This window comes from Telmatobacter bradus, from assembly GCF_048629425.1.
GTDB classification, from domain to species: domain Bacteria; phylum Acidobacteriota; class Terriglobia; order Terriglobales; family Acidobacteriaceae; genus Telmatobacter; species Telmatobacter bradus.
On the sequence record NZ_CP184532.1, the window covers coordinates 4,169,584 to 4,195,775 of the forward strand.

The 26,192-nt window shown below is 58.5% G+C and carries 20 protein-coding genes; 5 read left to right on the forward strand and 15 right to left on the reverse strand.

All coding sequences use genetic code 11. The annotated features are described in order from the left end of the window. Nucleotides 1-3: 3 nt before the first annotated feature. Nucleotides 4-2,835: a UPF0182 family protein gene (locus ACOBR2_RS17165; RefSeq protein ID WP_420237327.1), complete on the reverse strand. Its 2,832-nt coding sequence runs from the start codon at nucleotides 2,833-2,835 to the stop codon at nucleotides 4-6. A 227-nt stretch (nucleotides 2,836-3,062) separates the two neighbouring features. Between ACOBR2_RS17165 and ACOBR2_RS17170 the strand changes: the two genes are divergently transcribed. Both ACOBR2_RS17170 and ACOBR2_RS17175 read left to right on the forward strand, forming a co-directional pair. Next, nucleotides 3,063-3,287: a DUF433 domain-containing protein gene (locus ACOBR2_RS17170; protein ID WP_420240029.1), complete on the forward strand. Its 225-nt coding sequence runs from the start codon at nucleotides 3,063-3,065 to the stop codon at nucleotides 3,285-3,287. A 31-nt stretch (nucleotides 3,288-3,318) separates the two neighbouring features. Continuing rightward, nucleotides 3,319-3,657, forward strand: coding sequence for a DUF5615 family PIN-like protein (locus ACOBR2_RS17175; RefSeq protein WP_420240030.1), 339 nt, complete (start codon nucleotides 3,319-3,321; stop codon nucleotides 3,655-3,657). A gap of 58 nt (nucleotides 3,658-3,715) precedes the next feature. Here the strand turns inward: ACOBR2_RS17175 and ACOBR2_RS17180 are convergent, their stop codons facing one another. From ACOBR2_RS17180 to ACOBR2_RS17205, 6 genes are all read right to left on the reverse strand, one after another. Beyond that, a complete protein-coding gene (locus ACOBR2_RS17180; protein ID WP_420237328.1) occupies nucleotides 3,716-4,834 on the reverse strand; it encodes a mannose-1-phosphate guanylyltransferase in 1,119 nt (372 codons plus the stop codon). A 143-nt stretch (nucleotides 4,835-4,977) separates the two neighbouring features. Further along, nucleotides 4,978-6,174, reverse strand: coding sequence for a pyridoxal phosphate-dependent aminotransferase (locus tag ACOBR2_RS17185; RefSeq protein WP_420237329.1), 1,197 nt, complete (start codon nucleotides 6,172-6,174; stop codon nucleotides 4,978-4,980). A 79-nt stretch (nucleotides 6,175-6,253) separates the two neighbouring features. Next, entirely contained in the window at nucleotides 6,254-6,751 is a 498-nt protein-coding gene (gene coaD / locus ACOBR2_RS17190) for a pantetheine-phosphate adenylyltransferase (protein WP_420237330.1), read from the reverse strand. Between the two features lie 222 nt (nucleotides 6,752-6,973). Beyond that, a complete protein-coding gene (locus tag ACOBR2_RS17195; protein WP_420237331.1) occupies nucleotides 6,974-7,384 on the reverse strand; it encodes a bacteriohemerythrin in 411 nt (136 codons plus the stop codon). Between the two features lie 227 nt (nucleotides 7,385-7,611). Beyond that, on the reverse strand, nucleotides 7,612-8,685 hold the full coding sequence (gene recA, locus ACOBR2_RS17200; protein ID WP_420240031.1) for a recombinase RecA: 1,074 nt from the start codon (nucleotides 8,683-8,685) through the stop codon (nucleotides 7,612-7,614). 176 nt (nucleotides 8,686-8,861) lie between these two features. Next, on the reverse strand, nucleotides 8,862-9,161 hold the full coding sequence (locus ACOBR2_RS17205) for a SemiSWEET transporter (protein WP_420237332.1): 300 nt from the start codon (nucleotides 9,159-9,161) through the stop codon (nucleotides 8,862-8,864). Nucleotides 9,162-9,844: 683 nt separating this feature from the next. Between ACOBR2_RS17205 and ACOBR2_RS17210 the strand changes: the two genes are divergently transcribed. Beyond that, on the forward strand, nucleotides 9,845-10,285 hold the full coding sequence (locus ACOBR2_RS17210; RefSeq protein ID WP_420237333.1) for an Hsp20/alpha crystallin family protein: 441 nt from the start codon (nucleotides 9,845-9,847) through the stop codon (nucleotides 10,283-10,285). A 168-nt stretch (nucleotides 10,286-10,453) separates the two neighbouring features. After that, the gene (gene clpB / locus ACOBR2_RS17215; RefSeq protein ID WP_420237334.1) at nucleotides 10,454-13,078 is read left to right on the forward strand and encodes an ATP-dependent chaperone ClpB; all 2,625 of its coding nucleotides are present in this window, start codon (nucleotides 10,454-10,456) and stop codon (nucleotides 13,076-13,078) included. Nucleotides 13,079-13,204: 126 nt separating this feature from the next. On the opposite strand, the gene ACOBR2_RS17220 is transcribed toward clpB, so the two are convergent. The 7 genes from ACOBR2_RS17220 to ACOBR2_RS17250 all read right to left on the reverse strand — a co-directional run bounded on the left by ACOBR2_RS17220 (nucleotide 13,205) and on the right by ACOBR2_RS17250 (nucleotide 23,818). Beyond that, nucleotides 13,205-13,507 carry a type II toxin-antitoxin system RelE/ParE family toxin gene (locus ACOBR2_RS17220; RefSeq protein ID WP_420237335.1) on the reverse strand — a complete coding sequence of 101 codons (303 nt, stop codon included), beginning with the start codon at nucleotides 13,505-13,507 and terminating at the stop codon, nucleotides 13,205-13,207. Further along, nucleotides 13,401-13,730 carry a ribbon-helix-helix domain-containing protein gene (locus tag ACOBR2_RS17225; RefSeq protein WP_420237336.1) on the reverse strand — a complete coding sequence of 110 codons (330 nt, stop codon included), beginning with the start codon at nucleotides 13,728-13,730 and terminating at the stop codon, nucleotides 13,401-13,403. Before ACOBR2_RS17225 ends, ACOBR2_RS17220 begins: the two co-directional genes overlap by 107 nt. A gap of 63 nt (nucleotides 13,731-13,793) precedes the next feature. Next, on the reverse strand, nucleotides 13,794-16,274 hold the full coding sequence (locus ACOBR2_RS17230) for an endonuclease MutS2 (protein ID WP_420237337.1): 2,481 nt from the start codon (nucleotides 16,272-16,274) through the stop codon (nucleotides 13,794-13,796). 30 nt (nucleotides 16,275-16,304) lie between these two features. Further along, complete coding sequence (locus tag ACOBR2_RS17235; protein ID WP_420237338.1) at nucleotides 16,305-17,702, reverse strand: dicarboxylate/amino acid:cation symporter; 1,398 nt, start codon at nucleotides 17,700-17,702, stop codon at nucleotides 16,305-16,307. Between the two features lie 60 nt (nucleotides 17,703-17,762). Next, entirely contained in the window at nucleotides 17,763-18,029 is a 267-nt protein-coding gene (locus tag ACOBR2_RS17240) for an FmdB family zinc ribbon protein (protein WP_420237339.1), read from the reverse strand. A gap of 332 nt (nucleotides 18,030-18,361) precedes the next feature. Continuing rightward, complete coding sequence (locus tag ACOBR2_RS17245; RefSeq protein ID WP_420237340.1) at nucleotides 18,362-18,940, reverse strand: DUF2911 domain-containing protein; 579 nt, start codon at nucleotides 18,938-18,940, stop codon at nucleotides 18,362-18,364. Nucleotides 18,941-19,150: 210 nt separating this feature from the next. Then, the gene (locus tag ACOBR2_RS17250; protein WP_420237341.1) at nucleotides 19,151-23,818 is read right to left on the reverse strand and encodes a 2-oxoacid:acceptor oxidoreductase family protein; all 4,668 of its coding nucleotides are present in this window, start codon (nucleotides 23,816-23,818) and stop codon (nucleotides 19,151-19,153) included. Between the two features lie 495 nt (nucleotides 23,819-24,313). Between ACOBR2_RS17250 and ACOBR2_RS17255 the strand changes: the two genes are divergently transcribed. After that, on the forward strand, nucleotides 24,314-24,610 hold the full coding sequence (locus ACOBR2_RS17255; RefSeq protein ID WP_420237342.1) for an antibiotic biosynthesis monooxygenase family protein: 297 nt from the start codon (nucleotides 24,314-24,316) through the stop codon (nucleotides 24,608-24,610). Nucleotides 24,611-24,735: 125 nt separating this feature from the next. On the opposite strand, the gene ACOBR2_RS17260 is transcribed toward ACOBR2_RS17255, so the two are convergent. Then, a complete protein-coding gene (locus ACOBR2_RS17260; protein WP_420237343.1) occupies nucleotides 24,736-26,160 on the reverse strand; it encodes an APC family permease in 1,425 nt (474 codons plus the stop codon). Nucleotides 26,161-26,192: the final 32 nt, after the last annotated feature.

Sequence of the window (26,192 nt, forward strand, 5' to 3'; positions counted from 1 at the left end):
TTCTTACTGCTTGGGCAACGAGTTCAACCGTTCTAGCGTACGCTTCAGATCGTCGAGCTTCTGGCCGGCCTCGCTGAGCTTTCCTTCGGCAGTCAGATGCTGATAATCGTTGAAGTCGTGGTTGGCCGTGCTGATGAGCGCGCTCAACTGCTCGCCCGGCTTGGCGGTGGCGGTGGCTGCCGCAACGGTTGCGGGCGTCGTGGCAGACTGCTGCTGCTCCTCATCCTGACTGAGCGACGAAGCCTCCTGGCCAAAGAGTGAGGACAGCGCCCCGGCAAAGGTGGGCGCGTAGGCCAGACGGTCCTGCAGAGCCAGCACCACCAGCCGCAGCTCCGGCATGGGGCTGCGCTGGGCCTGCAGATAGATGGGCTCGGCATAGAGCAGCGCCTTGCCGCAGGGAATCACCAGCAGGCTGCCCCGACGCACATGCGAACCCTGCTGGTTCCACAGCGTGAGCTGGCCGGAGAGCTGCGCATTCTGATCGATGCGTGCCTCGATCTGCTGCGGTCCATCTACCAGCCGCGTCTTGGGGAAGTTGTAGACCACGGCCTTGCCGTAATTCGAGCCATCCGAACGGCCCGCGATCCAGCCAATCATGTTGTTGCGATTGAGCGGCGTGAAGGGCAGAATGCCGACAAACTCCTGCGTCTGCTCACCGGGCAGCTTCATCATCACGTAGTTGGGATCCATGGGCACGGCAGCCTGCTCGCCATCCTGACTAGAGCTGGTCTCGGTGGCCACGGTCCACTTGTCTTCTCCGTTAAAGAAGACCTCGGGATTGGTCATGTGATAGAGCCCGTAAGCCTCGGCCTGCAGAGAGAGCAGCAGCTCGGGGTAGCGGATATGGGCACGCAGCGCGGTAGGCATCTGTGCACCATCCTTGAAGAGCGAGGGGAAGATGCCGCGCCATGCGGCCAGAATCGGATCCTCGCTATCGAAGACGTAGAAGGTCACCGTCCCGTCATAGGCGTCGATCACGGCCTTCACGCTGTTGCGCACGCTGTTCACGCGCTCGCCGTTCATCTCGTAGTGCGCCGAATAGGGATAGCTGTCGGTGGTCGTAAAGCCATCCAGAATCCACTGCAGACGACCCTCGCCGTCGATCACAATATACGGATCTTTTTCGAAGGTAAGGAACGGTGCCAGCGCCGCCACACGCTCGCGCACATTGCGCCGCATCAGCAGACGGCTTTGCGCATCCACATCGTCGCTGAAAGGCAGCTTGGTCAGATCGCCGCGATCGAAGGCCAGCAGCAGACGGCGCATAAATCCGCCCACTTCAATGCCGCCCTTGCCATCGTAGCTATTCAGATTGTTGGTCTCGCCCTCGGGATAATTGAATTCCTTCTGATGCGTCTTCACGTAGACGTCAGAGGAGGTCATCTCGCCAAAGTAGACTTCGGGCCGGGTCAGCTTCAGCTCCGGCGCGGCGGACTGCACCGGCATATTCGACAGCAGCAGCGTGGGCAGACCCTCGGGCGTAAAACCGTTCACCGTGTTCATAGTGACGCCGTAGCCGTGGGTGTAGATCAGCTTGTCGTTGATCCAGTTGTGGGCGTTGTCGGGCAGCTTATCCACGTTGAGTTCGCGGGCCGCCAGCATGACCTCGCGCTGGGTTCCGTTGATGGTGTAACGGTCGATGTCAATGTCGGGAAAGTCGTAGTAAGTGCGAATCTCCTGCAGCTGGCGCAGCGTATCCTGCAGCGCATGCCAGTCCCACAGGCGGATGTTTTCAAGCGTGGGCTGATTACCGGCCGCATCGGCGGCAGCCACCGTGGTTTCAGCCGGAAACTCGCGCTGCTCGAAGCGGTCCAGGCCCCATGCCTTGCGGGTGAAGTCGATGTTGTGCGCAATGTAGGGCAGCTCACGCTGCAGGCGGTTGGGAGCAACCACGAACGTCGTCACGTACCAGCCCGCAATCATCACCAGCACGTAACAGCCGACCGCCGGCGCAAGAGCTGCCAGCAACCAACGCAGACCGCGATTGAAGGCCGCGCATGCAAAGGCGATAAGCGCTCCCGCAGCCAGCGCCAGAGCCACAACGAACAGGCCACCCACCGTTACATGCGCATCGGTGTAGCCCATGCCCTCAAAGTTGCTGTGATGCGTAAAAAGCAGACTAAAGCGGCTGACCCAAACGCGCACCGCCACCACGGAAAGCAGTACGCCCCCGCTGAGCGCAAGACCGCGCCAGGAGAGCTTTTCCGCCCGCGTCTTTTCGCCGTTCAGCGCCTGAGCACCACCGCTGACCAGCACGAACAGTCCGCTGAGCACGGTGCTCAGCAACGCCATGGCAAAAAGCCAGCCCAGAATCAGCTGCCATGCCGGCAGCGTGAACAGATAGAAGCCCAGCGGACGGCCAAAGATGGGATCGGCCGCACCGCTGGCCGCAGGCGCGCTCCACCAGAGGGCAACCGTCTGCCACTCGGCCGCCATGGCTGCGCCAGAAACGACTGCGGCCACCATGGAACCGATGAGCGCCAGCACCCGCAAGGCCTTGGCTGCCGGCAACTGCACCGCGCGGCCATTCAGAAAGATAGTGTGGGCCTCGGGCAGACGCGTGGCGTAGGAGCGCATCAGCAGCGAGAAAACGCCATAGAGCAGAGCAAAGGTAGCCACGGCAAAGCCGGCAAAAACTCCCCACTCCAGCGACCAGGTTTTGATAAAAACCGCGCCCTGGCCAAGCGACGTAAACCACAGCCAGTCCACCCAGAAGGAAAGCGCCCAGCGCCCACCCAAAAACAGAACGGCAAGCAGCGCAAAGATCAAAAAGATTCCGCGCCGGGGTGGCGTGGTGGAGGATTCATTCGAGGGCCAATTAATAGTGGCAGGCATAACATCCTTCTCTGCGGAGGTTGTTCCGCATCTAGAGCATTTGGCGAAGACACATAGACTTTTTAATGGGCGTGCAATGTGCATTTTTCATGAGGAAAAAGGCACTTAGCATCGTGCTTGCGGTATACAGCCCTTCGCAAAATGCTATACCTCGGAATTGTACAGCGCGGACTGCAAGACCACTTTCATCTTGCGGCTGAAGCAACCTTGGCCTATGCATGATGCTCATGGACTACTCCAGCATAATCACGATTGAGCCCGGCAAGCGCAGTGGCAAGCCCTGCATTCGCGACCTGCGTATCACGATCTACGACGTGCTGGATTATCTGGCTTCAGGCATGACGGAAGTTGAGATCCTCACCGACTTTCCCTCGCTCCGTGCAGAGGACATTCGGGCGTGCCTGGCCTTTGCCGCTGACCGCGAGCGCAAATTCGAGATTCTGTCGGCGTGAAACTTCTTCTGGATGAGAACCTTTCCCCCGTATTGCGGCGGCGATCGAGGATCTCTATTCAGGAAGCTGTCACATCAGCCAATGCGGCCTAAGCAGCGCTCCCGATGAGGAAGTCTGGCGTTACGCCGCAGCCCATGATTATTCAATCGTTTCAAAAGACTCAGATTTTGCCGAGCGTAGTGCTTTGCGCGGCTTTCCACCCAAAGTCATTTGGCTGCGCATTGGCAACTGCAGCACAATTCAGGCAATCAACCTTCTACGCAGTGCCTTCGCACAGATAGATGTATTCCTTTCAACCCGGGAAGAAAGCTGTCTGGTGCTGACCGAAACATCCAAACGTCCGGTACAAGGGGTCAAGCCTCCAGCATAAAGTCCAACAGAAAAACCGCCGTCCGGGACGGCGGTTTTCTGTTGGTTCTGCAAAGTACTTAGATCAGCTTCTTTTTGCCCAACTGACCCAGTTCCTTGACGATCTTACCCACGTCCTGCGAGCGATCACGGTGCACCACCAGCAGCGCATCGTCGGTTTCCACCACCACCAGATCATCCACGCCGATCAACGCCACGAACTTCTGCGGGCTGTAAACGTAGTTGTTGTTGGCCTCAATGCTCATGTGGCCTTCGGTGTCGACCACATTGCCCTCGGCGTCGCCGCGCATGTGGGCCTGCAGCTGATACTCGTAGAGCGAAGCCCAGCTGCCCAGATCGTTCCAGCTGAACTCGGCCGAGATGCAGTAAAGGTGCGACAAGTGCTCGCCCTTGGCCGAACGCGGCTCCAGAACGGCATAATCCACGCTGATGTTTTCGCATTTCGGATAGAGAGAGTGGAAGACCTCTTCGAACTGCGGTGTGCCGTAGGCCGCAGCAATGCCCTCCAGCAGCGGAGCCGTCTCCGGCAAATGCTCACGCACAGCATTGGCCAGCGTACGGGCCGACCAGAGGAACATACCCGAGTTCCAGTAGTAGTTGCCCGCAGCCAGAAACTCTTCAGCCCGATTCTGATTGGGCTTTTCAGTAAAGCGGCGCACATGCAGGGCGCCGCCGTCCTTGGTCAGGTCGCCGGTCTCAATGTAGCCATAGCCAGTTTCGGCGCGGGTGGGCTCAATGCCCAGCACCACAATGTTGTCGCCCGCCGCAGCCAGAGCAATGCCCTTCTGCAGGGCCTTCAGAAAGCGCGGTTCATCGCCGATCACATGATCGCTGGGGAAGATGCCCAACACCGCTTCGGGATTTTCGCGCTCGATCAGGAACGCCGCCAGTGCGCAGGCCGGTGCGGTATTGCGCGCCACCGGTTCCTGAATCAGCTGCGAGCTGGGAATGCCGGGAATCTGGCTGGCAATCTCGTCGGCCAGGTACTCGTTGGTGATGACCCAGGTCTTTTCGATGCCGCCCAACTGGTTCAACCTCTCAACGGTTTGCTGAATCATGGAGCGCTCACCGTCCAGAGCAAGAACCTGCTTGGCATGGGCGCGGCGGGAACGGGGCCAGAAGCGGGTACCGCTGCCTCCAGCCAGAATCACGGGACGAAAATCGATCTGCTTCGACATTTGAACAGACATCCTACTCGACCTGTACGGTGTTTGCACAGACCTAGTTTTTTATAATTTTCAAAAATTTCAGCCCCGCCGCCTTAGGCAACGGGGCTGGCATACTTCCAGAATACCTTCTATGAAAAGGTCAGACCTCAGCTTTACTTCAGAGCAGTCAAAAATTCCCCGATGCGGCGGGTGCCTTCATCGATGTTAGCCTTGGTAACCGGGTAGCTGAGGCGGATGTGCTCGCGGGTGCCAAAGGCCTCGCCGGGCACTGTAACCACATGGGACTCATGCAACATGCGGGTGGCCAGTTCGGTGGCCGTCTTGGTGCCACCCTTGCCGATGTAGGCCGAAATGTTCGGATAGACGTAGAACGCGCCCTCGGGCTTGGTGCAGGTGACGCCGGGAATCTTGGCCAGCGCGGCCAGCATGTGGTCGCGCAGCTCCATGAACTCGGCACGGAACTCAGCTACGCACTGCTGCGAACCAGCCAGAGCGGCAATGGCCGCCTTCTGCACAAATGAGGTTGCGTTGGAGGTCTGCTGCGACTGCAGCTTCGACAATGCAGCGACGATCGGCTTGGGTGCCAGCGCATAGCCGCCGCGCCAGCCCGTCATGGCATAGGTCTTGGAGAGCGAGCCGAGCACGATCATGTGCTCTTTGGCCCAGCCGAAGGAACCGGCAGAAACCGGCTTGCCACCATAGTTCAGATAGACGTAGCACTCGTCCAAAAGCAGGTAAATCCCGCGCTCGTGTGCCAGACGAACGATGCGCTCCAAATCCTCGGCCGAGACGATCGAACCAGCCGGATTCGACGGCGAATTCAGAATGATGGCCTTGGTGCGAGGCGTAAGCGACTTTTCAATGGCGTCGGCCGTAATGCGGAAGTTCTCTTCTTCCTTGGTTTCGAGGAAGATGACGTTGCCGCCAGCATAATTGACGATGTCCTTGAAGCTGACCCAGTAGGGCACGGGCAGAATCACATCATCGCCATGCTCAATAAGTACCTGAATGGCATTAAAGAGGGCGTGTTTTTCGCCGGTACAGAAGATGGCCTCATCGAGCGCATAGTCGGAGCCGAAGTCGGCGGCGTGGCGCTCCACAATGGCCCGGCGCACGTCGGGAATGCCGGGCACCACGGTGTAACGGGTGAAGTTGGCTTCAATGGCGGCGATGGCGGCATCTTTGATGTGCTGGGGCGTGTTGAAGTGGGGTTCGCCCGCTCCAAAGTCCACGAGGTTGGCGCCCTGAGCGCGCAACTTGGCGGCTTCGGCGGCCACGGCCATGGTGGCCGAAACCTCGATCCGCCCAATACGGTCGGCAAAGACCTTCCTGGAGGCTGACTCTGTCATAGCACTCCTATCTTTACAGATTTTGCCAACCTCGGGAACCCCGGAAACCCGCAGAACCGCGGGAAAAATCCCGATTTGCCTAAAGCACTGCCGATCCGCCGTTCAGCCGCGCGCGCAAACGCTTGAAGACATTGGGCGGAACCAGGCCGGTGACGTCGCCACCCAGGCTGGCCACTTCCTTGAGCATGCGCGAGCTGAGGAACGAGTAACGGCCGGCTGGCTGCAGGAAGACCGTCTCAATCTCCGGCGCCAGACGACGATTCATCAGGGCCATCTGGAACTCGTACTCGTAATCGCTGATGGCACGAATGCCACGCAACACGGCGGTTGCGCCCTGCTGGCGGGCAAAGTCCACCATCAGACCATCGAAGCTGTCCACATGGACGTTTTCCATGCCAGCCGTCACTTCGCGCAGCATCTCCACCCGCTCTTCAATCGAAAACATCGGATTCTTGGAGGGGTTTTTCAAGATCGCCACCGTCAGTTCGCTGAACAAAAGCGAACCACGATGGATCAGATCGACGTGGCCGTTCGTGGGAGGATCGAAGCTGCCGGGAAAGATGGCTTTAACTGTCATGCGGTGAACTCTGTGCTGATTCTACGGCATCTCCGGCAATTCTGCAGGAGGCACAGCCAAATGCAGGCAGCAACAAAACCGCCCCCGTGCAAGCACAGCAGCAACAACGACTTCTAGTCTCCTGATGCTGTGAAGTGGCAAAAGTCTTGCCAGGTTGCCGCTCCCTGGGGGGCGCGTCAACGATGCTGCATCGACTCGCTCTATACCTTCAGGAGAGATGCTCTAGTGAATGCCGTTGGCGTTCAGGTGCGCTGTGTATTTGTGATCTTCGCCCTGAATATGCTTGGTCAGCCACTGGCGCAGAAAGTTCATCACATGCAGCGAGAGGGTTGCGTCGATGTTTTTTTCAAAATCCGACTGTACCTTGAGCACCTGCTCGGTCAGCTTCTGATGCTCTTTGATGTGCTCCGCGGCCAACGGATAGTTGGTACGGGCAAAGAAGGCTTCTTCCCGCTTGAAGTGCTCGACGGTGTATTGAATCAGCTTGTTGAGAACCGCTCCCAGCTTCTCCTTGCTATTTTCAGCCATGATGTTATCGAACAGCTCATTGATCATGGCCACCAGCTTCTTGTGGTCTTCATCCAGCACCATAATGCCTACACTCAGCCTGTCATTCCATTCCATCAACGCCATCGGTCCAACCTCCGCGGGAAGATAAGCACGTCGCACCTGCTCTGACTCTGCATCCTATCGGCAAAGACAAACAGGCGACGAGAGACGGCAGCAGTGAATCGGGATTCACTTGTAAAAACGGGAACGAAGGGACGGGCAATTCGAAAATGCGGAAGGAAAAACCGCCCGATCCGCAGCTCAGACGAGCGGCAAACCGGGCGGTCCTTGTTTGTACTTGGCTTGTGTGACTATCCCTTGCGGCCGCGGACCACTTCCTTGGCCTCGGTTACGCCGCCCTCTGGAGCCTCGGGGATCTCGGCCTTGGCCTGCGTGCCAATGGCCAGCTTGGCCCGCACTTCAGTATTCATCCGGGCAAAGGTCTCCTTGTTCTCCTTGAGGAAGCCGCGGGTATTCTCGCGCCCCTGTCCGATGCGCTCGCCAGCATAGCTGTACCAAGCGCCGGACTTCTCCACGATGTTGTTGGCCACGGCCTGATCCAGCACGTCGCCTTCCTTGCTGATCCCCTCGCCATAAAGAATGTCGAACTCGGCCTCGCGGAAGGGAGCCGCAACCTTGTTCTTGACGATCTTGACCTTGGTGCGGTTGCCCGTCACCTGATCGCCTTCTTTAATGGCCGCAATACGGCGAATGTCAATACGCACCGACGAGTAGAACTTGAGTGCGCGACCACCAGTTGTGGTCTCGGGATTACCGAACATCACACCGATCTTTTCGCGGATCTGGTTGATGAAGACCAGCGCCGTACGGCTCTTCGAAACCGTGCCGGTAAGCTTGCGCAGGGCCTGACTCATCAGGCGGGCCTGCAGGCCCACGTGGCTGTCGCCCATCTCGCCATCCAGTTCGGCCTTGGGCACCAGAGCCGCCACCGAGTCGAGCACCAGCACGTCAATGGCGCCGGAGCGGACCAGCGCTTCGATAATCTCCAGCGCCTGCTCACCCGAGTCGGGCTGCGAAACCAGCAGGTTGTCCACGTCCACACCCAGCTTCTTGGCGTAGGCCGGATCGAGCGCATGCTCGGCGTCCACAAATGCCGCCAGACCGCCGTTACGCTGGGCCTCGGCAATCACCTGCAGGGTGATGGTCGTCTTGCCCGACGACTCAGGGCCGTAGATTTCGGTCACGCGACCGCGGGGAATGCCACCCACGCCCAGCGCAGCGTCAAAGCTGATGGAGCCGGTAGAGATGACCGCAATGGGCACCAGAGCCTCGCGTGAGCCAAGGCGTACGATAGAGCCTTTGCCAAACTGCTTTTCAATCTGGGCAAGGGCAAGTTCTACAGCTTTGGCGCGATCGTCGGCGATGGCCATGAAAAACCTCCTATTGGGTCCGTCGGGGGACTAGCACCCCAGAAATCAACCAAAACAAAGAAAAGAATTCGATGGGATTGTAGCAGGGCGCTTCAATGGAATCCTAACAAAAAATGGCGAAGATATGGAGAAAATTATTGCCATTGCATGCACCTGCCCAATTCCGGCTTCTACTCCTGCTGCGTTGCTCCCGCCCGATCCCTCCGGTTATAGCGAATGGCCAGCGTCAGAATCGACACCACAAAGATCATGGTGATTCCATTGGCCAGAATCACGCTGGGCGAGTTGGCGGCAATGCCGTAGACGATCCACAGCGCAATTCCGCAACCAAAGATCAGAAACATGGTCAGCGACAGGTCACGGGCACTCTTGGTGCGCCAAATATGCAGCATCTGCGGCAGCATGGAGATCGTCGTGCAGCCGCCAGCCAGCATCCCGATCGTCTCAATTACCCAACGATCCACTTTCATTCTTCTTGTTCTCCTCAATCTCTTCCACACATAGGAACAGGGACGGGGAAGTCACGTTCTTTCATTGTAGAAAGCAATGATGGCCCACGTGACGCCAACCCGGCTTCCCGCCCGTTTTCAGAGAGAAAAATCGCTAAAAATTCACCGCTTACCCGCTCCTGGCAGCAATTGCACCGGAAGAATCTGCAGAGTTGGTGGTTCCGCGAGACGCTAGCGTCCTGTCTCTACAGTTCGCATCCTAATTGCGCTGTCCTCTTGAGCAGAGTTTGGCCGTTTTTGGGCCAAATAGAGATCGAAAGATCTGCGGTTGTTCCTCATGAATCTTCCGCGGCAATTGTGTGTTTTGGAGGCAAAGTTCGTGGAGGTAGAGGCAAAAAGCAACCGCAGATCCTTCGACTCCCGGCGGTCGCTCAGGAGGACAGGCTGGAGTTTGATGAGAATTCAGAGGTGGGAGACTCGTGGAAAGCAACCGTCCCAATGCCTGTCAAGCCCCCGTGCAAAAAAAATACTACTTCTCACACTATTGATTTAATAGATGTTTATTTTTATTTTTTTAAAATCTTATACGCTTACGCTCATATTTTATGAATCTATAGTGATATATTTCGAGTCAGATCAGGTGAGCGCGTGAGACTAAGATCTTCACCGCCACAATCATCGAATCCGCATGGAGGTACTGAATCATGGCTATCAATCGTTGGGATCCTTTCCGGGAAGTCGTCGCTTTGCAGAACCGGGTCAACTCGCTTTACCGCGATCTGAACGCGGAAGAAAACCCGCTGACCGCTGCCAGCTTTGTGCCGGCCGTCGACATCTATGAAGATCCGCAGAAGGTCGTGCTCAAGCTGGAGATTCCGGGCATCGACCAGAAGGACCTGAATGTACGCGTCGAAAACCGTACACTGACCGTCACCGGCGAGCGCAAGCTTGAGGGCGAGGAAAAGGAAGAGAACTTCCACCGCATCGAGCGTCGCTATGGCAGCTTTTATCGCGCCTTCACTCTGCCAACCACGGTGGATGTGGAAAACGTCGCAGCCAATTACAATGCCGGTGTACTGAAGCTGGAGCTGAAGAAGAAGGCTGAAGCCCAGCCCAGGCAGATTGAAGTGAAGGTCGCAGCCTAACGGCTGCGACCTAGCTTCCGGCTTTTTCGTGCTAAAAGCTGACTCTTCGCCTTCACTTGCAATACGGGATTAGAAACAACAAGTTCTAATCCCCTTCAAAATGCCACGCCGCGTGCTCTCAGCACAGAAGAGCTAAAAGCTTGGAGCTAGAAGCCAGGAGCTGTTTTTATGGCCATTCGTTGGGAAAAACTGACCGTCAAATCGCAGCAGGCTGTAGCGGCTGCGCAGGAGCGCGCCTCGGGCTACGGCAATCCGGAACTGCAGCCAGTCCATCTTTTACTGGCGCTCATCGAGGATCGCGAAGGCGTGATTCCGGCTGTGCTTGAAAAGATCGGCGTGCCCATCGAACGGCTCACCCACGATCTGCATACGATCGAAGAGAAACTGCCGCGCGTCTCGGGCTCAACCGCACAGCCCGCCCCCAGTCAGGCGCTGACGCGGGCGCTCGATCAGGCCTTTCGTGAAGCCACCAACTTCAAGGACGAGTACATCTCCACCGAGCATCTTCTGCTGGGGATTGCCCACCAGAAGGGCGATGCGGCCCGCGACGCGCTTACCGCGCTGGGCGCGACGCATGACGCCATTCTGAAGGCGCTCACGGCTGTACGCGGCACGCAGCGGGTGACGGACCAGAATCCCGAGGCCAAATTTCAGGCGTTGGAAAAATATGCCAAGGATCTGACCGAGTTGGCGCGCATGGGCAAGCTCGATCCGGTGATTGGCCGCGATGAAGAGATTCGCCGCGTCATTCAGGTGCTCAGCCGCCGCACCAAAAACAATCCGGTGCTGATTGGCGAACCCGGCGTAGGCAAAACCGCCATCGTCGAGGGGCTTGCCCGCCGCATCATTTCGGGCGACATTCCAGAAAGCCTGCGCGACAAGCGCGTCATCTCGCTCGACCTTGGTTCGATGCTGGCCGGAGCCAAGTTCCGCGGCGAATTCGAAGACCGTTTGAAGGCTGTGCTCAAGGAGATTGAAGAGTCCGATGGCGAGATCATCCTCTTCATCGACGAGTTGCATACGCTGGTGGGCGCAGGCGCGGCCGAAGGCTCAATCGACGCCAGCAACATGCTGAAGCCGGCGCTCGCGCGTGGCCAGCTCCGCGCCATTGGAGCCACCACGCTCAACGAATATCGCAAATATATTGAGAAGGACGCAGCCCTCGAACGCCGCTTCCAGATTGTGTACGTCGGTGAGCCCAACGTCGAAGACACGATTGCGATTCTGCGCGGATTGAAAGACCGCTACGAGGCGCATCACAACGTGCGCATCAAGGATGCGGCGATTGTGGCTGCGGCCACGCTCTCGCATCGCTACATCAGTGACCGCTTTTTGCCCGACAAGGCCATCGACCTGGTGGATGAGGCTGCGGCGGCACTGGCCATTCAAATCGGCAGCGTGCCCACCGAGATTGATCAGCTGGAGCGCGAAGCTACCTCGCTCGAAATCGAACGCGCTGCGCTGCGGCGTGAAACCGATGCCAACAGCATCGAGCGCATGTCAGAAGTGGAACGCAGCCTCACTCAGACCAAGGAAAAAATCACCGCGCTGCGTGCCCGCTGGACGAAAGAACGCGACGCCATTGCCAAACTCAGCGAGGTCAAAAAGAAGATTGAAGCCCTGCGCTTTGAAGCCGAGGAAAACACGCGCAAGGGCCAGTTGGAGCGGGCCGCGCAGATCCAGTACGGCGACCTGCCCAAGCTCGAAGCCGAACTCAAGCAGTTGAATGCCGCGCAGGACGGCAACGCCGACACTCTGCGCATGTTGAAGGAAGAAGTGGACGAGGAGGACATTGCCAAAATCGTCAGCAAGTGGACCGGCATTCCTATCGTGCGCATGCTGGAGGGCGAGGTACAGAAGCTCGTCCATATGGAAGAGCGACTGCGCGACCGGGTTGTGGGTCAGGACGATGCGCTTACTGTAGTGGCCAACGCCATTCGCCGTTCACGTGCCGGCCTGAGCGATCCCAAGCGTCCCATTGGTTCTTTTATTTTTCTTGGACCAACGGGCGTAGGCAAAACCGAGACGGCGCGGGCACTGGCCGAGTTCCTCTTCGACGACGAACAGTCCATGGTGCGCATCGACATGAGCGAGTACATGGAGAAGCATGCCGTGGCGCGGCTGATTGGCGCGCCTCCCGGCTACGTGGGCTACGACGAAGGCGGCCAGCTCACCGAGGCGATTCGCAGAAGACCGTACGCCGTGATTCTCTTCGACGAGATCGAGAAGGCGCATCCCGACGTCTTCAATATTCTGCTGCAGGTAATGGACGATGGCCGCCTGACCGATGCCAAGGGACGCACTGTGGACTTCAAGAACACGGTGCTGATCATGACGTCGAATCTGGGCGCGGCACTGCTGACAGGCGATGCGCTCAAGAGCGAGAAAGACATGGACGTAGCGCGCGAAGGCGTGATGCGCGTGCTGCGTGAGCACTTCCGGCCGGAGTTTCTAAACCGCGTCGACGATACGGTGATCTTCCATCCGCTCGGCAACGCGCAGATGGGCAGAATTCTCGATCTACGACTTGCCGAGATCAGCGTACTGCTGGAAGACCGCGCCATCTCGCTTGAACTCACGGAGCCTGCGCGGCAGCTGATTCTGACCACTGGCTCGGATGCAGCCTACGGTGCAAGACCGCTGAAACGTGCCCTGCAACGCATGGTGCAGAACCCGCTGGCCATCAAGATTCTTTCGGGCGAAGTGCTCAACGGCGCGCACGTAAGAATCGACGTGGACCGCGAATCCAATCAGTTGCACTTTGAACCGATGACGAAAGAAGCAATGGCGTAAGGCACCTGCGGTGCGGATAGAGCATTCGCTGCTTCCGGACACTGGAAGCAGCGAATCTATTCTTGTATAAATATCATTCCTAAATCACGTTTTCCATGCAGAACTCTCACAACACGAACCTCATCCTTACACGGAATGTAATAGATTCGAATATCGGAAAACTCCGGCACGGGCCATACACGAAGCCCTTGTAAGCTCAGGATGATTGAATTGCCTCGGCGCACCCATGTGCGGCATCTTGCGCAGTTGCTCGAAGGCGGCCTCAAGCGCGATCAAAAATCTCTCCGAGACCTGCGCACTCTCTGCTTCGTCCTGATAGTAATCAATCTGCCGCAGAGTATCGTTTCGCGCGGCCGACAGCACCTGTACTTTCACGTTGGGAGTGTCCCTTTCCAGACTTCTTTTTTCTGGCAAGGATTGTAGCCGCATCGCTGCGCAATTCACTCCAAAATTCCGGCGTAACAGCCATCTGCTCGCCGGAATTGAGTCCCTCCAGCAATAACGCCTCCAGACGCATCCGGGTCTGCCGTTCCTGTTCGCCCCGAACCAGCGTCCGGATGTACTCGCTCACATTGCCGTAACCCTTTGTTGCGACTTCACTTTCAATAAAATCCTTCAACGAGTCGGGCATTGAAACAGTCAGCGTAGTCATGGCAGTCTCCCACCCAATCTTAGCAATACTTCTTATCTATTAAGAAGACAAAATTGCAAAAACTTACTGCTTCAGTTCCACCAGCGTAGCGCCCTGGCCGCCTTCGTTCTGCGGAGCTTCTTCAATGTTGGCAACATGAGGATGCGAGCGCAGAAACTCGCGCACGCCGCGACGCAGAATTCCGGCACCGTGGCCATGAATGATGCGCACGCGCGGCAGGCCAGCCATGAAGGCGCGGTCCAGGTAGCGCTCCAGTTCGTCTGTAGCTTCGTCGACGGTGCGGCCGATCAGGTTGATCTCCATGCGCATGTCGTCGGTGCTCTCGCTGGAAACGGTGACGTGCACACCCTTCTGTTTGCGCACGGCCATTAGCGGCGTTTCCCTTTGGGCCTTCTCGGCTTCAGGAGATTTCGGCGAGGCCAGATCGGCAAGTTTGACGCGCATCTTGATGGGACCGAGCGCGACTTCAAAAAGATCCTTCTCCACTTCGCGCTGCACCACGGCAATCTTTTTCATGCTCTTGATGAGCACCATGTCGCCCGGAGCAACATGGCGCAAGACGTGCGGCTGTGCATTCGGATCGCTCTGATCAGCACGGCTCTTGTGCGCGACAACCACCTGATTGAAGCTCTCCTCAAACTCATGCCGCAGGCGATGGATGCGGCGTTCGGCTTCCTTGGAGATCTTCTGCTGTGCCACGCGATCCTCGACCACGCGCACATTCTCCTTCATCTGGAATTCGAATTCCTTCATCAGCGCGGTGAGCTTGCTCTCCAGTTCGCGCACGCGATTGCGCATCTGCACATCGCCTTCGCGCTGCAGCTTGGCGCGTTCCTGATTGAGCGCATACTGTTCTTCGCGGGCTTTTTTGCGCTCCGCGTCCAGTTCAGTCAGTTCGCTGTGAATCTTGTCGAGGAAGCGCGCAATGTCGGCCTGCTGCGAACCGAGCCGCAGCCGCGCACCCGCGATAATAGCGGCGTTCAGGCCCAAACGCTCGGCAGTAAGAATGCCTGCCGAAGCACCGGGCACACCCAGACGCAGTTGGTAGTTGGGCGCCAGCGTGCGCTCGTCCACGCCTGCCGCGGCATTGCGTACGCCTTCCGTATTTGCGCCGTAAACCTTAAGCGAGGTGTGGTGCGTGGAGATCAGCGTCCAGGACTTTGCATCGAGAAAATGCTGCGCCACAGCCACGGCCAGCGCCGAGCCCTCTTCAGGATCAGTGGCCGAGCCAAGTTCATCCAGCAGCACCAGCGAACGCTCGCCAGCCAGCCGCGAAACACGATCGAGATTGACGATGTGTGCAGAAAATGTGGAGAGTGCCTGCTCGATCGATTGCGCATCGCCAATGTCGGCAAGGAAGGCATCGAAGACCGGGAAGCTGGCCGCGCTGGCCGGCACCGGAAGACCAGCCTGCGCCATCATGGCCAGCAGTGCGGTGGTTTTCAGCGTGACGGTCTTGCCGCCAGTGTTGGGTCCGCTGATGATGAGCTGGCATTCACTGCGGATGAGCTCCAGCGTAAGCGGAATGACAGCCGTGTTGGGCGTGGCTCCGCCGGCACGCAGACGCTTTTCCAGCAATGGATGGCGCGCGCCTTCCAGGCTGAGTTTTTCTTTACTGAAAACCGGCGCGATGCAATCGTAATTTTGCGCAAAGCGGGCGCGGGCCAGCAGGCTGTCCACCTGCGCAAGCACACGCGCTCCAGCAACCAGCTCCCGCGCATAGCCGCCCACCTCGCGGGTAAGCGCAACAAAGATGCGATGAATCTCCGCCTGTTCTTCTTCTAGCAGTCGCACCAGTTCGTTGTTCTGCTCAATGGTTTCGAGCGGCTCCACGTAGACCGTCTGCCCGGAAGAGCTGGCCCCGTGCACCACGCCAGAGACGCGGCGTTTAAGCTCGGCGCGTACCGGAATCACAAAGCGGTCGCCGCGAATGGTGATCAGGTCTTCCTGGGTTGCGCCATCGCTGGAAAGCTTATGCAGAGCCGCACGCAGTGAGCTTTCAATGAGCCGCTGCTGACGCTCCTGATCGCGACGTATGCGATTCAACTCGGGCGAGGCATCGTCGGTGAGCGAACCGTCGGGCATGATCTTGCGCTCGATGGATTCAGCCAACGGCTTGAGGTTCATCACCAACTCACCGGAGAGAATGGCCAAGCCGATCAGCTTGCCCGCCAGCCGCGCCGGAGGCTCACGCAGAATCGCCTGCCAAGCGGCAACGTCGTTCGCCAGCCGCGCAATGGACTGCAGTTCCTTGGCCTCGAGCGCGGCCTCGGGAATGCGGGCCTTGGCCGCCAGCAGTGTGGGATCAAAGAGGCCGCCGAGAGGAATAGAGACCTGCTCCAAAACCAGCAGACGCACTTCCGCAGTGAGCTTGTGCTGACGCTCGATCCACTGTTCATCGGTGGAGGGCTTGAGGTCAAGAATGGCAGCGCGGCCCACGGGCGAAGCGGAGAAGCCCGCCACCAGCGCCAGCAGCGACTCCCATTCAAGCGCGGCAAAATCGGCCGAGGCAACGGGGAACGGAATGGAATCGAGCAGAGACATTGTTTTTTCTTCTCGCAGTATAAAGCTGGTTTAGAAAGATTCTGTCGTCACGGGCGGGGTCAGCGGCTCGCCTTCCCAGCGTGCCACCACGGCGGCAGCCATACAGTTGCCCAACACGTTCAGACCCGTGCGTCCCATGTCCATCAACGTATCAACACCAAGCAACATAAGCACGGCAGCAGCAGGAATCTGAAACGACCCAGCCACACCCAGCAGCACAACAAGAGTAGCGCGCGGCACACCGGCAATGCCCTTGCTGGAAAGCGCGAGCGTGGCTAGCAGCACGATCTGCTGCACCACGGTCAGGTGCAATCCGCCAGCCTGCGCGGCAAAGAGCGCGGCCATGGAAAGGTACAGCGTAGAGCCGGTGAGGTTAAAGCTGTAGCCAGTGGGAATAACGAAGCTGACGATCCAGCGCGGCACGCCCAGCAGTTCCATGCGCTCCATCGCCAGTGGCAGAGCGGCTTCCGACGAAGTGGTGGCAAAACCCAGAGCGGCTGGCTCGGCCACCAACAATGCAAACTTGCCCAGCGGCACACGCGCCAGCAGAAGGCACGGAACAAAGACTGCCAGCACAAAGATGATCAGCGTGACGTAGCAGGTGGCAGCCAGTTTCAGTAATGGAAGCAGCGTTGCTACGCCCATTCCGCCCACCGTGCAGGCCATGGCTGCGCCTGCGGCCAACGGCGCGGCCAGCATGATGAAGCGTGTCATGCGGAAGATGGTTTCAGTGAGCGATTGCAGCACACTGACCAACGGCGCACGCTTTTCTTCCTTGAGTTGCGCCAGCGCCGCGCCAAACAACAGCGCGAAGACAGCCACCTGCAGGATCTGATTCTGCGCTACGGCCTGAGCGATGTTTTCTGGAAAGATGTTGACCAGAATCTGCTGCCAGGTTTCGGGGTGAGCGGCCGTGGGCACGGATTGCATTGCCACCGGCAGCACAACGCCAGCACCGGCCTGCGTCAGATTGATGGCTACCGCGCCAAGGATGAGGCCGATGGTCGTCACCACTTCAAAGAAGAGGATTGCCTTGACGGCCACGCGCCCTACTCCGCGCAACTCTCCATGGCCAGCAATACCAGTGACGATGCCACCAAAGATGAGCGGAGCCACGATCATGCGCACGAGGCGCAGAAAAATATCGGCCAGAAAGCGGGTCTGGGTGGCAACGGCGGGCAGATCCAGGCCCAGCTCAGCGCCGACAAACATCGCCAGAAAGGTCCACAGCAACAACGAACGGCGACGCCAAGCATAGGGCAGCGCAAGGGCCAGAGCGGCCACACGCAATCCGGCCGCAAGCTGCAGATGCGCCTGCAAAAATCCTGCGGCGAAACCCGCTGCATAGAGCGCAAAGGCGGCAGAAGCCAGCAAGCGCGGCAGTGCGACCGGCACAGAAGATGCGTTGGAAGTCGGTTCGGCGTTCATCAAAAGTTTCCGTCTTCCAGCATCGCACGGCGGGCCGGAAAAGAACCGGCCCGGAGGCAATTAGTTGTTGGTCGCCGCAGCCGGGCAGGACTCTTTGCAGCCGCCGCAAGGCGATTCGGCCTTGGGCGCTGTTGCCGCCGAGGACGATCCACCCGCGTAGTCATTCACATACCAGCCCGCGCCCTTAAACTGAAGAGCCGGAACCGTCAACGGACGCTCTAGTGCGCCCTGACACTTGGGGCATTCTTTTTCCGGTTCGGCGCTGAAGTTCTGTATCTTTTCGAATCGGTATCCACACTTGGTGCAACGATACGGATAAAGAGGCACGGTTTTGTTTCCTCCTGGATAAAAACATCCACTGCCTCTATTTTAACGGATGCGCCAAAATTCGTTGTAATCGCCCGTTTCCGCATTCGTTACTGCTGTGTACACCTCTGGCCGCAGAGCTCCACGCAGAAAAAAGCCCGCCGCCCAAGCGTTATGCCGGACAGACGGGCCTTTCGGATGCGATAAAGAGCGCGCATTCCTCCGCGAACCAAGAAATTAGAGCATTTTCGGAATACACGTAGACTTTTTAAGGGGCTTTCAAGGTGCCTTTTTCTTGAGGAAAAAGGCACTTAGCATCCTACTTTCGGTCTACAGCAATTCCGAAAAATGCTCTAGCGAACTTCGAGCGGAACCGAGGCGGAGACGTTTTCCCAGGCCAGCGACAGCGTGCCTTTCCCCTTGTCCTGCGCCTTGATGGTGTATTTAAGCTCTTCAATGGGAGCTGCAGGCTTGCTGACGTGCATCTTCACGCGTCCCACATCCTGCGTTTTATCGTATTTTGTGCCCCATTGGCCGGTCTGTTTGTTTACGATCAGCACCCAGCCGTCGGCATTGCTCGCGTCCACCCAGAGCGTGTAATCGCCCTTGGGCAGCAGGAAGCCATCCTGACCGCCGATCTGCAGATCGGTTTCGGTGTGCAGCAGCGTGGCCTTGTTGGCTCCTGCACGCCACACGGGATAGGTGGGATCGTGACTGATCAGGCCATCAGCAGTAAAGATTTTGCCTTCCCTACCCCGCACCCGCGGCGAGCAGTAATCAACCGTGACGGCCTTGCCGGCCAACGTGGCAGCTTCCTTCGCATCGGGGCTCTGCGGTGGACCGGAATGCATTCCCGGCTTGGGCGCAGTCTGGGCACACAGAGCCACTGCGAAGGACAAAAGCGCAGAACACAACAGCAGACGTTTCATCATAAGATTCAACCTCCATGGGGATACAGTGTCATCGAGCGAGGTCAGTGTACCGGTCGCCTCCAGGCTCGGGCAAGACATTCTCCTATCATCGTCCTGTCCCTTATAAAAAGCACTCCTCCTTCCATTGAAAATGGACCGATGCAAAACACTCCAACAACAGAAAGGCCGGAGCAAAATGCTCCGGCCTTTCTGTTGTTGGAGTGTTACGGTTTACGCCTTGACTTCGAGCTTTTCGCGCAGGATCTCGTGACCGCGTGCGAAGAGTTCGTCCTTGGTAAGCTTGCCCGCGTCCATATCGGCCAGAATCGCCTTCTGCGCCACATACTCACGGTTGACGATGCCTGCCTTGGACTGCAGCAGACGCCAGCTCTTGCGACGCTCGACCGCGAACATGACCAGCTGACGCGAGAGCGCGTAGTAGGTCGTCTTGCCTTCGTCTTCCACCGTGATGTAAACACCATAGTCGGGGATGAAGGCGCGATGCTCGGGGTTGAGGTAGTGGCGATAGACAACATCCTGCTGCGTGATGCGCACCAGCATGTTGTCGAGCGACACCAGCTTCTCCGCCGCTTCGGGCTTGATCTTCTTCAGGTGATTGCGGAAGCGGGCTTCGGTCGTGCTCCAGTGCGCCACCGTGTAGCGGCGAACAGCACCGGTCGTCTTGTCCTTGGTCTCGTACCAGTCAAGATCGATGCTCGGATTGCCCTTCAGATCGATTGCCTCAGAGTAGCTTTCACCCTTGCGCGGATCAAAGACAAACTCCGGCACACCACGCGAATCGCGCACGCGCTGCGCCTGCACCAGCGCCATATCATCAGGCACGCCATGCTCCGGCTGGCAGGTGGTGAAAGCCTGCAGGAACATGGTGCCGCGATACTCCAGACCATCGAGAATCGCCCGATAGAGCTTGGGCGCGTTGGCCATGGAAACCTGCGCGACGAACGGCGAACCGTGACCACTCAGGAAGGTTTCGGCTACCGTCTTCTTCTCGGTTGCCTTGCCCTGCGTGGCCGGTCCAAAGACGTTCATGTCGCCACCACCAAGCATCGGCGTGGAGTCAGAGTTCTGACCGCCAGTGTTCGAGTAGACCTGCGTGTCGAGCATGAGCACCTTGACGTTGGGACGGTTCTGCAGAATCACCTTGCTGGTGTTCTGGTAACCGATGTCGCCAATGCCACCATCGCCACCCACTGCCCAGACCTTAGGCAATTCGGCAATCTCCTGATCAGTCATCAGGGCATCGCTAAAGTGGGTGAAGTTCTGGTAGTCAACCGAGGTCAGGCCCTTGCTGTTCAGGATCGCATCGGCCAGGCGCTCGGGAATGACCGAACGACGGGCGTGATCGACGATGAAGCTCTCCCCGAGCAACCAGCCAATCGTCACACCATCCTGGAAGAGCGAGTTCATCCACGGATAGGGATGCGGATTGTTGGGCGACGACGAACCGTAGACCGTGTTGCAGCCGGTGTGCGCGGTCATGGCCATCACGCTCATGCCGTTGGCAAGGCGGCCATCCACAGCCTGCAGGTCCTTGTGGTTGAAGGCTTCGGTCAGCAGCACCGCAGCAACAGCTTCAATCAGCTGCGCATCGGTGATGGTACCGTTCTTCTTCTCGTAGTCGGCCACGCGCTTGAGCGTGTCGTGCTCATTCTCACCACCCAGACCCAAAATGAGGTGGATGATCGAGTCACGCAGGAATACATACTTGTTGGCGTCGACAGCCAGAATCTGGTTCAGCTTGTCCGTGCCCAGCTTCTCCAGTTCACCGGCCTTCTTCAGCAGACGGTCACTCTTGGCGTGATAGAGCGGACGCATGTAAGCCTCGGTAGTAACCGAGACAGAACGCAATACGCTCTTTTCGCCGCAGCCCGCGCAGCTACCGTCACCGGCAACCAGGGCGTCATAGTTCGAGCGAACCATCAGCATGTTGCGCAGCGCGGCGGTCTTCGAGTCGGCTGGATTCTCGTTGTTGTAGAAGCCCAGATACTTCTGCGCGGTGTCGGGCAGAAGATCGAGGAAGGCAGAGCTGCTCATGTGCTCGGCGTTGATCTCCAGCGTCTCAGGCACCATCTTCAGAGCCTGATGATCACCGCAAGCCGTCACGCAAGCCGCGCAGCCTTTGCACAGATCGCTGACGAAGATGGAGAAGATGCCGCCCGCGCCGGGCGTCTTGCGCTCCGGCGAGGCAAAGATGGCCGTCACCTTGGCGTAGGCCATGGGAACCTTGGCAAGAATGCCCAGGAATTCCTTCTTGGCCTTGGACGAGAGTCCGGCCGTTGCCTCAACCACTTCTTCAAGAATCTTCGGCAGCGGCTTCTGGTTCTTGATTTCGGCAAGCATCTGCGCACGAGCCTGCTTTTCAATCTCAGGCAACGCCGCATTGAGTGCCGCGCGATCCGCCGGATCATACACATAGTTGCGAATGGCGGTGGAGAGCAGCGTGCTCAGATCCTGCGCCGTGTTGGGCAGCGCCGTATCCGGGCAAACCGAGATGCACTCCATGCACTGGGTACAGTTCTCGGCAATGTAGAGCGGGGTTTCGCGACGAGCCACATACTTTGAAGCCGTGTCGCCGGTGGCGGCGGCAATCATGCCCATGGCCATCAGCGGCGTGGAAGCCTGATTGTAGCCCTGCCCGGAACGGTACTCGGCGTCAAAGCCGGCGATGGTGGCAAGCGGCGTGCGCGCGGCCTGACCTGCGGGCAAAGCATGCGAACGGCAGCCCGAAGCGCAGGATTCGCCCGAAGGAATGGTTTCGAGGATGGGCAGCAGTGCTTCACCACGCAGGGAAGAATGATCGACCGCGGCCAGTTCGCCCACAGCCAGTTCCTTCACCTGATCGAAGCCCTGCAGCATCACTTCCATGTTCGACTGCACCACGGCGTCGCCGAACTTGCCGAACTTCTTCACATACTGCTTGTGCACAACTTCGCGATACTGCTCGGTGCTGATGCCAAACTCCTGCAGCAGCGTACCCACGGAGAAGAACGCACCCAGGAAGGCGTTGCCCTGCATGCGGAGCTGCAAATCGCCACGGTCAGTGGCCTTTCTGGCAATGGCGAAACCGGGCAGGGTAAAGACGCGAATCTTCTTGTCGATGATCTGCTTGCGAGCCCAGATGGGCAGCTGTTCCCAGGCCTTTTCGCCCACCTGATCCGACTCCCACACAAACGCGCCGCCTTCGGCCATGCCGTCCAGCGGATTGCAATGCGTAAATGCCTTGGGATCGCAACAGAGCACCACGGTTACATGGCGCAGATCGCAGTTGACGCGGATACGATCCTTGGCCGCCACCATGAAGTAGCTGGTGGGCGCGCCCTTCTTCTCCGAGCCGTACTTGGGATTGGCGCTGACGTGAATAATCTCCTTGGGCTGGCCCAGGTCGTCCTTCAAGCCGTCGCGCGCATAGAGCAGATCATTGAGGTCGCCGAGAATCGCGCCCAGGTTCTTGCCCGTGGTAATTGCGCCCCATCCACCGATGGAGTGGAAGCGCACGGCCACCGCGCCTTCCGGCAGCAGCGACGGAGTTTCTTCGGCCACCACCGCGTAGGGATGATCAATGCCGAGCACGATAAAGTCCGCACCGTCGGCAGCCTTTTTGCCATCCTGACGGGCACGGCCTTCGGCAGCGAACTCATAGGCGCCGATGATGTGCTCGGGACGGAAGTCGCGCGAGCCCAAACCGTAGGTTGCGCCGTAGATCTGCGGCACCTGATCGATAGTGAGCTTGTCGATGCCTTCCACGCCCTGCACAGCCTTCGAAAGCGCAGTGCGAATGTCGCGGTTCAGCGGATTCTCGCCGGAAAGTGCTTCGTCGGTGCGCTCAAGAATCAGCACATGCTTCTTGCCCTTCAGCGCCGCCACAATGGCCGCCTCGGGGAAGGGACGAATCACATTGACGTGGATGGAGCCGACCTTGGCGCCACGCGTGGTGCGCAAATAATCGACAGCGGCATCGATGTTCTCAGCCGCCGAACCGAGCGCGACAAAAACCGTTTCGGCATCGTCGGTCTTGTACTTGCTGATCAAGCCGTAGTTGCGGCCGGTCAGTTCGCCAAACTTCGCATAAGCTTCTTCCAGGAACTGCAGGATGGGTTCGGCAAAGTTGTTACGCCGCGCCACAATGCCCTGCATATAGTGTTCCTGATTCTGCACGGGACCGAGCAGCAGCGGATTCTGCAGATCAAGCATCTTGGGCACGCGGCGACGGGTGGGGCCAAAGAGCTTGCGCTGCGCTTCCGTTGGCGTCTCAATGATGTCTTCCGGCGCACCCAGATATTCGCGGATCAGTTCCGCCTCATGCTTGTAGAAAGTGCGCTCCAGGTGGCTGGTCAAAAAACCATCCATGATGTTGATGCCCGGAGTGAGCGCCTTCTCGGTGACGCTGCGCAGAATCAGGGCCTGATCGGCGGCCTGCTGAGCGTCTTTGCCGAAGAGCATGATCCAGCCGGAGTCAAGCGCGGCGTAAATATCATCATGGCCGCAATGCACATTCAGCGCATGCTTGGTGAGGGCGCGAGCACCCACTTCCAGAACCATGGTGGAAGCCTTGCCGGGCGCATGAAAGTACTGCTCCAGACCGTAGACCACGCCCTGGCCCGAAGTGAAGTTGACCACGCGCTTGCCGCTGACCGAGTGCGCAATGGCACCGCCCTGCGCCGCATGTTCGCCTTCGGTTTCAATGGCCAGCGTATTCTTGCCAAAGACATTCAGATGGCCTTCGGCGTAAGCCTGCTGAAACAGCTCACCACCTTCGGTGGAAGGCGTAATGGGATAAAACACTCCAGCATCGGCGATTCGCGTTTCCGTATGATAAGAAACCAGCTGATTTCCGTTCGCGGTAACGCGGATGCCAGGATAGCGCGCAGCAACTTTCATTGATTTTCTCCGTCAGCCCAGCGGTTCAGGCTTTGTGCAGGGTGCATGATTGCCCGGTCTGGTCTTTCCTTCACAGATGCCAGTGCCCGGCGCTACGATCCACAAATTAAACCGACTCACACCAAATAGTGAAGATGCCGTATACAGCGCTTGGGATCTTCTTAAGCGCACGCACCGAGTTTGCCACAAACCGGTTTCAGCCGGAACAAGAAACGGTTCCGGCGCATTTGCTTTCACAGATTGATTGGCCGAAATGGGGCCAGGGACTCAAGGGGGAGTACACCTGCGGCTTCGGTCAGTATCAGTATGCACCCGGATGCGCAGGTCCGTATACCGTGATGTGCGTCACAATTCACAATATGGGACGACCAAGAGCGGCCCTGTTTCTCTTCCCGATTGCGGTCGTCTGCAAGACGCTCCACGCACTTCTCCGCACCCACAGCCCCGTGCCGCCCGACCCTGCGTTACCATAAGAAACAAAGGGGATTGAGGCCAATGTTTGTAGTTGTCTGGCAGTTTGAAGTTGCGGAAGAGAAGATTGCGCAGTTTGAAGCGGCTTATGGCTCCAGCGGCGCATGGGCCAGGCTGTTTGGCACATCGCCCCAGCACCTGGGCACCGAACTGTTGCGCGACGCCTACATTCCCGGCAGCTACCTGACCATCGACCGCTGGTTGAGCGAGGAAGCCTTCCGCGCTTTCCGCAAGGAGCATGATCAGCAATACGAAGTGCTGGACCGCCAGTGCGACGACCTGACCGCCAAGGAAACCCGCATCGGCGCTTACTCCGTATAAATTTTGGGTTGCAGCGGCGGCAGCAGGCCAGGCCTAAAGGCATTCCTGTAGCTCTGCCTTATTCCGGAGCCTGAAGGCCCCGGCTCCCTCCGCTTACCGTTCCCCGCACTTCCCGCTTTCAGTTTTCACTTCCCTGCGCTCTGTTCTCTGCTCTCAAACGGCCACTCTCCCAGCTTCTTCGCACGCAGCAGATAAATTGCGCTGCCACTCACCGCAATGGCGGCGGCGGTCAGCAGGCTGGAAAGCGCCTGGGCACGATTGATCAGGATGAAGACAAAGCCAGCGATGGCCACCAGCGGCGGCAGTGGAAAGAGCGGAATGCGGAAGGGACGCCTGAGTTCCGGGCGCTTGATGCGCAGCCAGATCACCCCGATATGTTGCAGGAAGAACTGCAGCAAAATGCGGGTAATCACCAGCAGCGTAATCACCTGTTGCAGCGACAAAAAGCAGAAGCAGCAAGCCACCAGACCCAGCGCCACCAGCGAACGATGCGGGATTCCATGCTTGGGATGCACTGCGGCTAAAAAGCGAAAATAATTACCATCGCGGGCCGCGGCGTAGGGCACACGCGAGTAGCCCAGCAACAGCGAAAAAACCGACGAAAAAGCCGTCCAGACGATGAGCGCGGCAATGGTGCGCCCGGCCCACTGCCCGAAGGCTGAACCGGCCACGTCAGCCACCAACTGCATGCGCACTCCGGCACTGGCAGCCGCATGGCTGGCAGCATCGCGCAGGCTGGGCAGCACGGCCATATTCATCAGCACATAAAAGCAGGCGACAAAGGCAATGGAGAGCAGAATGGAGCGCGGGATCGTCTTTTCCGGATGGCGTACCTCGCTGCCCAGAAAGCAGATGTTGTAATAACCCCAATAATCGTAAGTGGCAATCAGCGTGGCCTGCGCCAGTCCGCCCATGGCCAGAGCCGCGGGCAACAGAGGCTCATGCGGCATCTGCCAACCGCCATGCACTGCCGCCGCACTAAAGCCGGAGACGATCACGCCGGTGAGCGCCGCCATCACACCCGCAAACAGCACCCACGCCAACCGCGTAACTGAACTTAGATTGCGATAGAGCAGCGCCGTCACCAGCAGGCAGGCCGTTGCGGCGGTGAAGTTGGAGTAGTGCAAAAAGGGCAGAAAAGCCAGCGGCGCATGATCGAGCCCCGGCCAGAACCACGCCAGAAAACTCGACAACCCGATGCAACCCGAGGCGATGGCCAGCGGCGCAGAAAAGCTCAACTGCCACACGTAGAGAAAGCCCAGCCAGTTGCCAGCACGCTTGGGGTTGTAGATTTCGCGCAGAAAAGCGTACGATCCACCCGCCCGCGGAAAAGCCGCGCCAAGCTCGGCCCACACCAGACCGTCGGCCACGGCAATCAGCGCACCCAGCAGCCATGCCCAGACTGAAAGCCGGTAGCCAGCGGCCGCAATCACGAGCGGCAGCGTGATGAACGGCCCCACGCCGATCATCTCCAGCATGTTGAAGAGCACCGCCGAGCCCAGCCCGATGCGGCGATGAAGAGAATTCGTATTTTCTGCCGCAGGCTGCATGCTCGGGAAGATTACCTTTCAACGGTATGGGT

Coding starts and splice junctions, on each gene's coding strand:
- ACOBR2_RS17255 (WP_420237342.1), top strand. CDS start 24,314: ATGTTTGTAGTTGTCTGGCAGTTTGAAGTTGCGGAAGAGAAGATTGCG.
- ACOBR2_RS17185 (WP_420237329.1), bottom strand. CDS start 6,174: ATGACAGAGTCAGCCTCCAGGAAGGTCTTTGCCGACCGTATTGGGCGG.
- ACOBR2_RS17180 (WP_420237328.1), bottom strand. CDS start 4,834: ATGTCGAAGCAGATCGATTTTCGTCCCGTGATTCTGGCTGGAGGCAGC.
- ACOBR2_RS17230 (WP_420237337.1), bottom strand. CDS start 16,274: ATGTCTCTGCTCGATTCCATTCCGTTCCCCGTTGCCTCGGCCGATTTT.
- ACOBR2_RS17205 (WP_420237332.1), bottom strand. CDS start 9,161: ATGAAAGTGGATCGTTGGGTAATTGAGACGATCGGGATGCTGGCTGGC.
- ACOBR2_RS17195 (WP_420237331.1), bottom strand. CDS start 7,384: ATGGCGTTGATGGAATGGAATGACAGGCTGAGTGTAGGCATTATGGTG.
- ACOBR2_RS17235 (WP_420237338.1), bottom strand. CDS start 17,702: ATGAACGCCGAACCGACTTCCAACGCATCTTCTGTGCCGGTCGCACTG.
- clpB (WP_420237334.1), top strand. CDS start 10,454: ATGGCCATTCGTTGGGAAAAACTGACCGTCAAATCGCAGCAGGCTGTA.
- ACOBR2_RS17210 (WP_420237333.1), top strand. CDS start 9,845: ATGGCTATCAATCGTTGGGATCCTTTCCGGGAAGTCGTCGCTTTGCAG.
- ACOBR2_RS17260 (WP_420237343.1), bottom strand. CDS start 26,160: ATGCAGCCTGCGGCAGAAAATACGAATTCTCTTCATCGCCGCATCGGG.
- ACOBR2_RS17250 (WP_420237341.1), bottom strand. CDS start 23,818: ATGAAAGTTGCTGCGCGCTATCCTGGCATCCGCGTTACCGCGAACGGA.
- ACOBR2_RS17220 (WP_420237335.1), bottom strand. CDS start 13,507: ATGCGGCTACAATCCTTGCCAGAAAAAAGAAGTCTGGAAAGGGACACT.
- ACOBR2_RS17170 (WP_420240029.1), top strand. CDS start 3,063: ATGGACTACTCCAGCATAATCACGATTGAGCCCGGCAAGCGCAGTGGC.
- ACOBR2_RS17165 (WP_420237327.1), bottom strand. CDS start 2,835: ATGCCTGCCACTATTAATTGGCCCTCGAATGAATCCTCCACCACGCCA.
- coaD (WP_420237330.1), bottom strand. CDS start 6,751: ATGACAGTTAAAGCCATCTTTCCCGGCAGCTTCGATCCTCCCACGAAC.
- ACOBR2_RS17245 (WP_420237340.1), bottom strand. CDS start 18,940: ATGATGAAACGTCTGCTGTTGTGTTCTGCGCTTTTGTCCTTCGCAGTG.
- ACOBR2_RS17225 (WP_420237336.1), bottom strand. CDS start 13,730: ATGACTACGCTGACTGTTTCAATGCCCGACTCGTTGAAGGATTTTATT.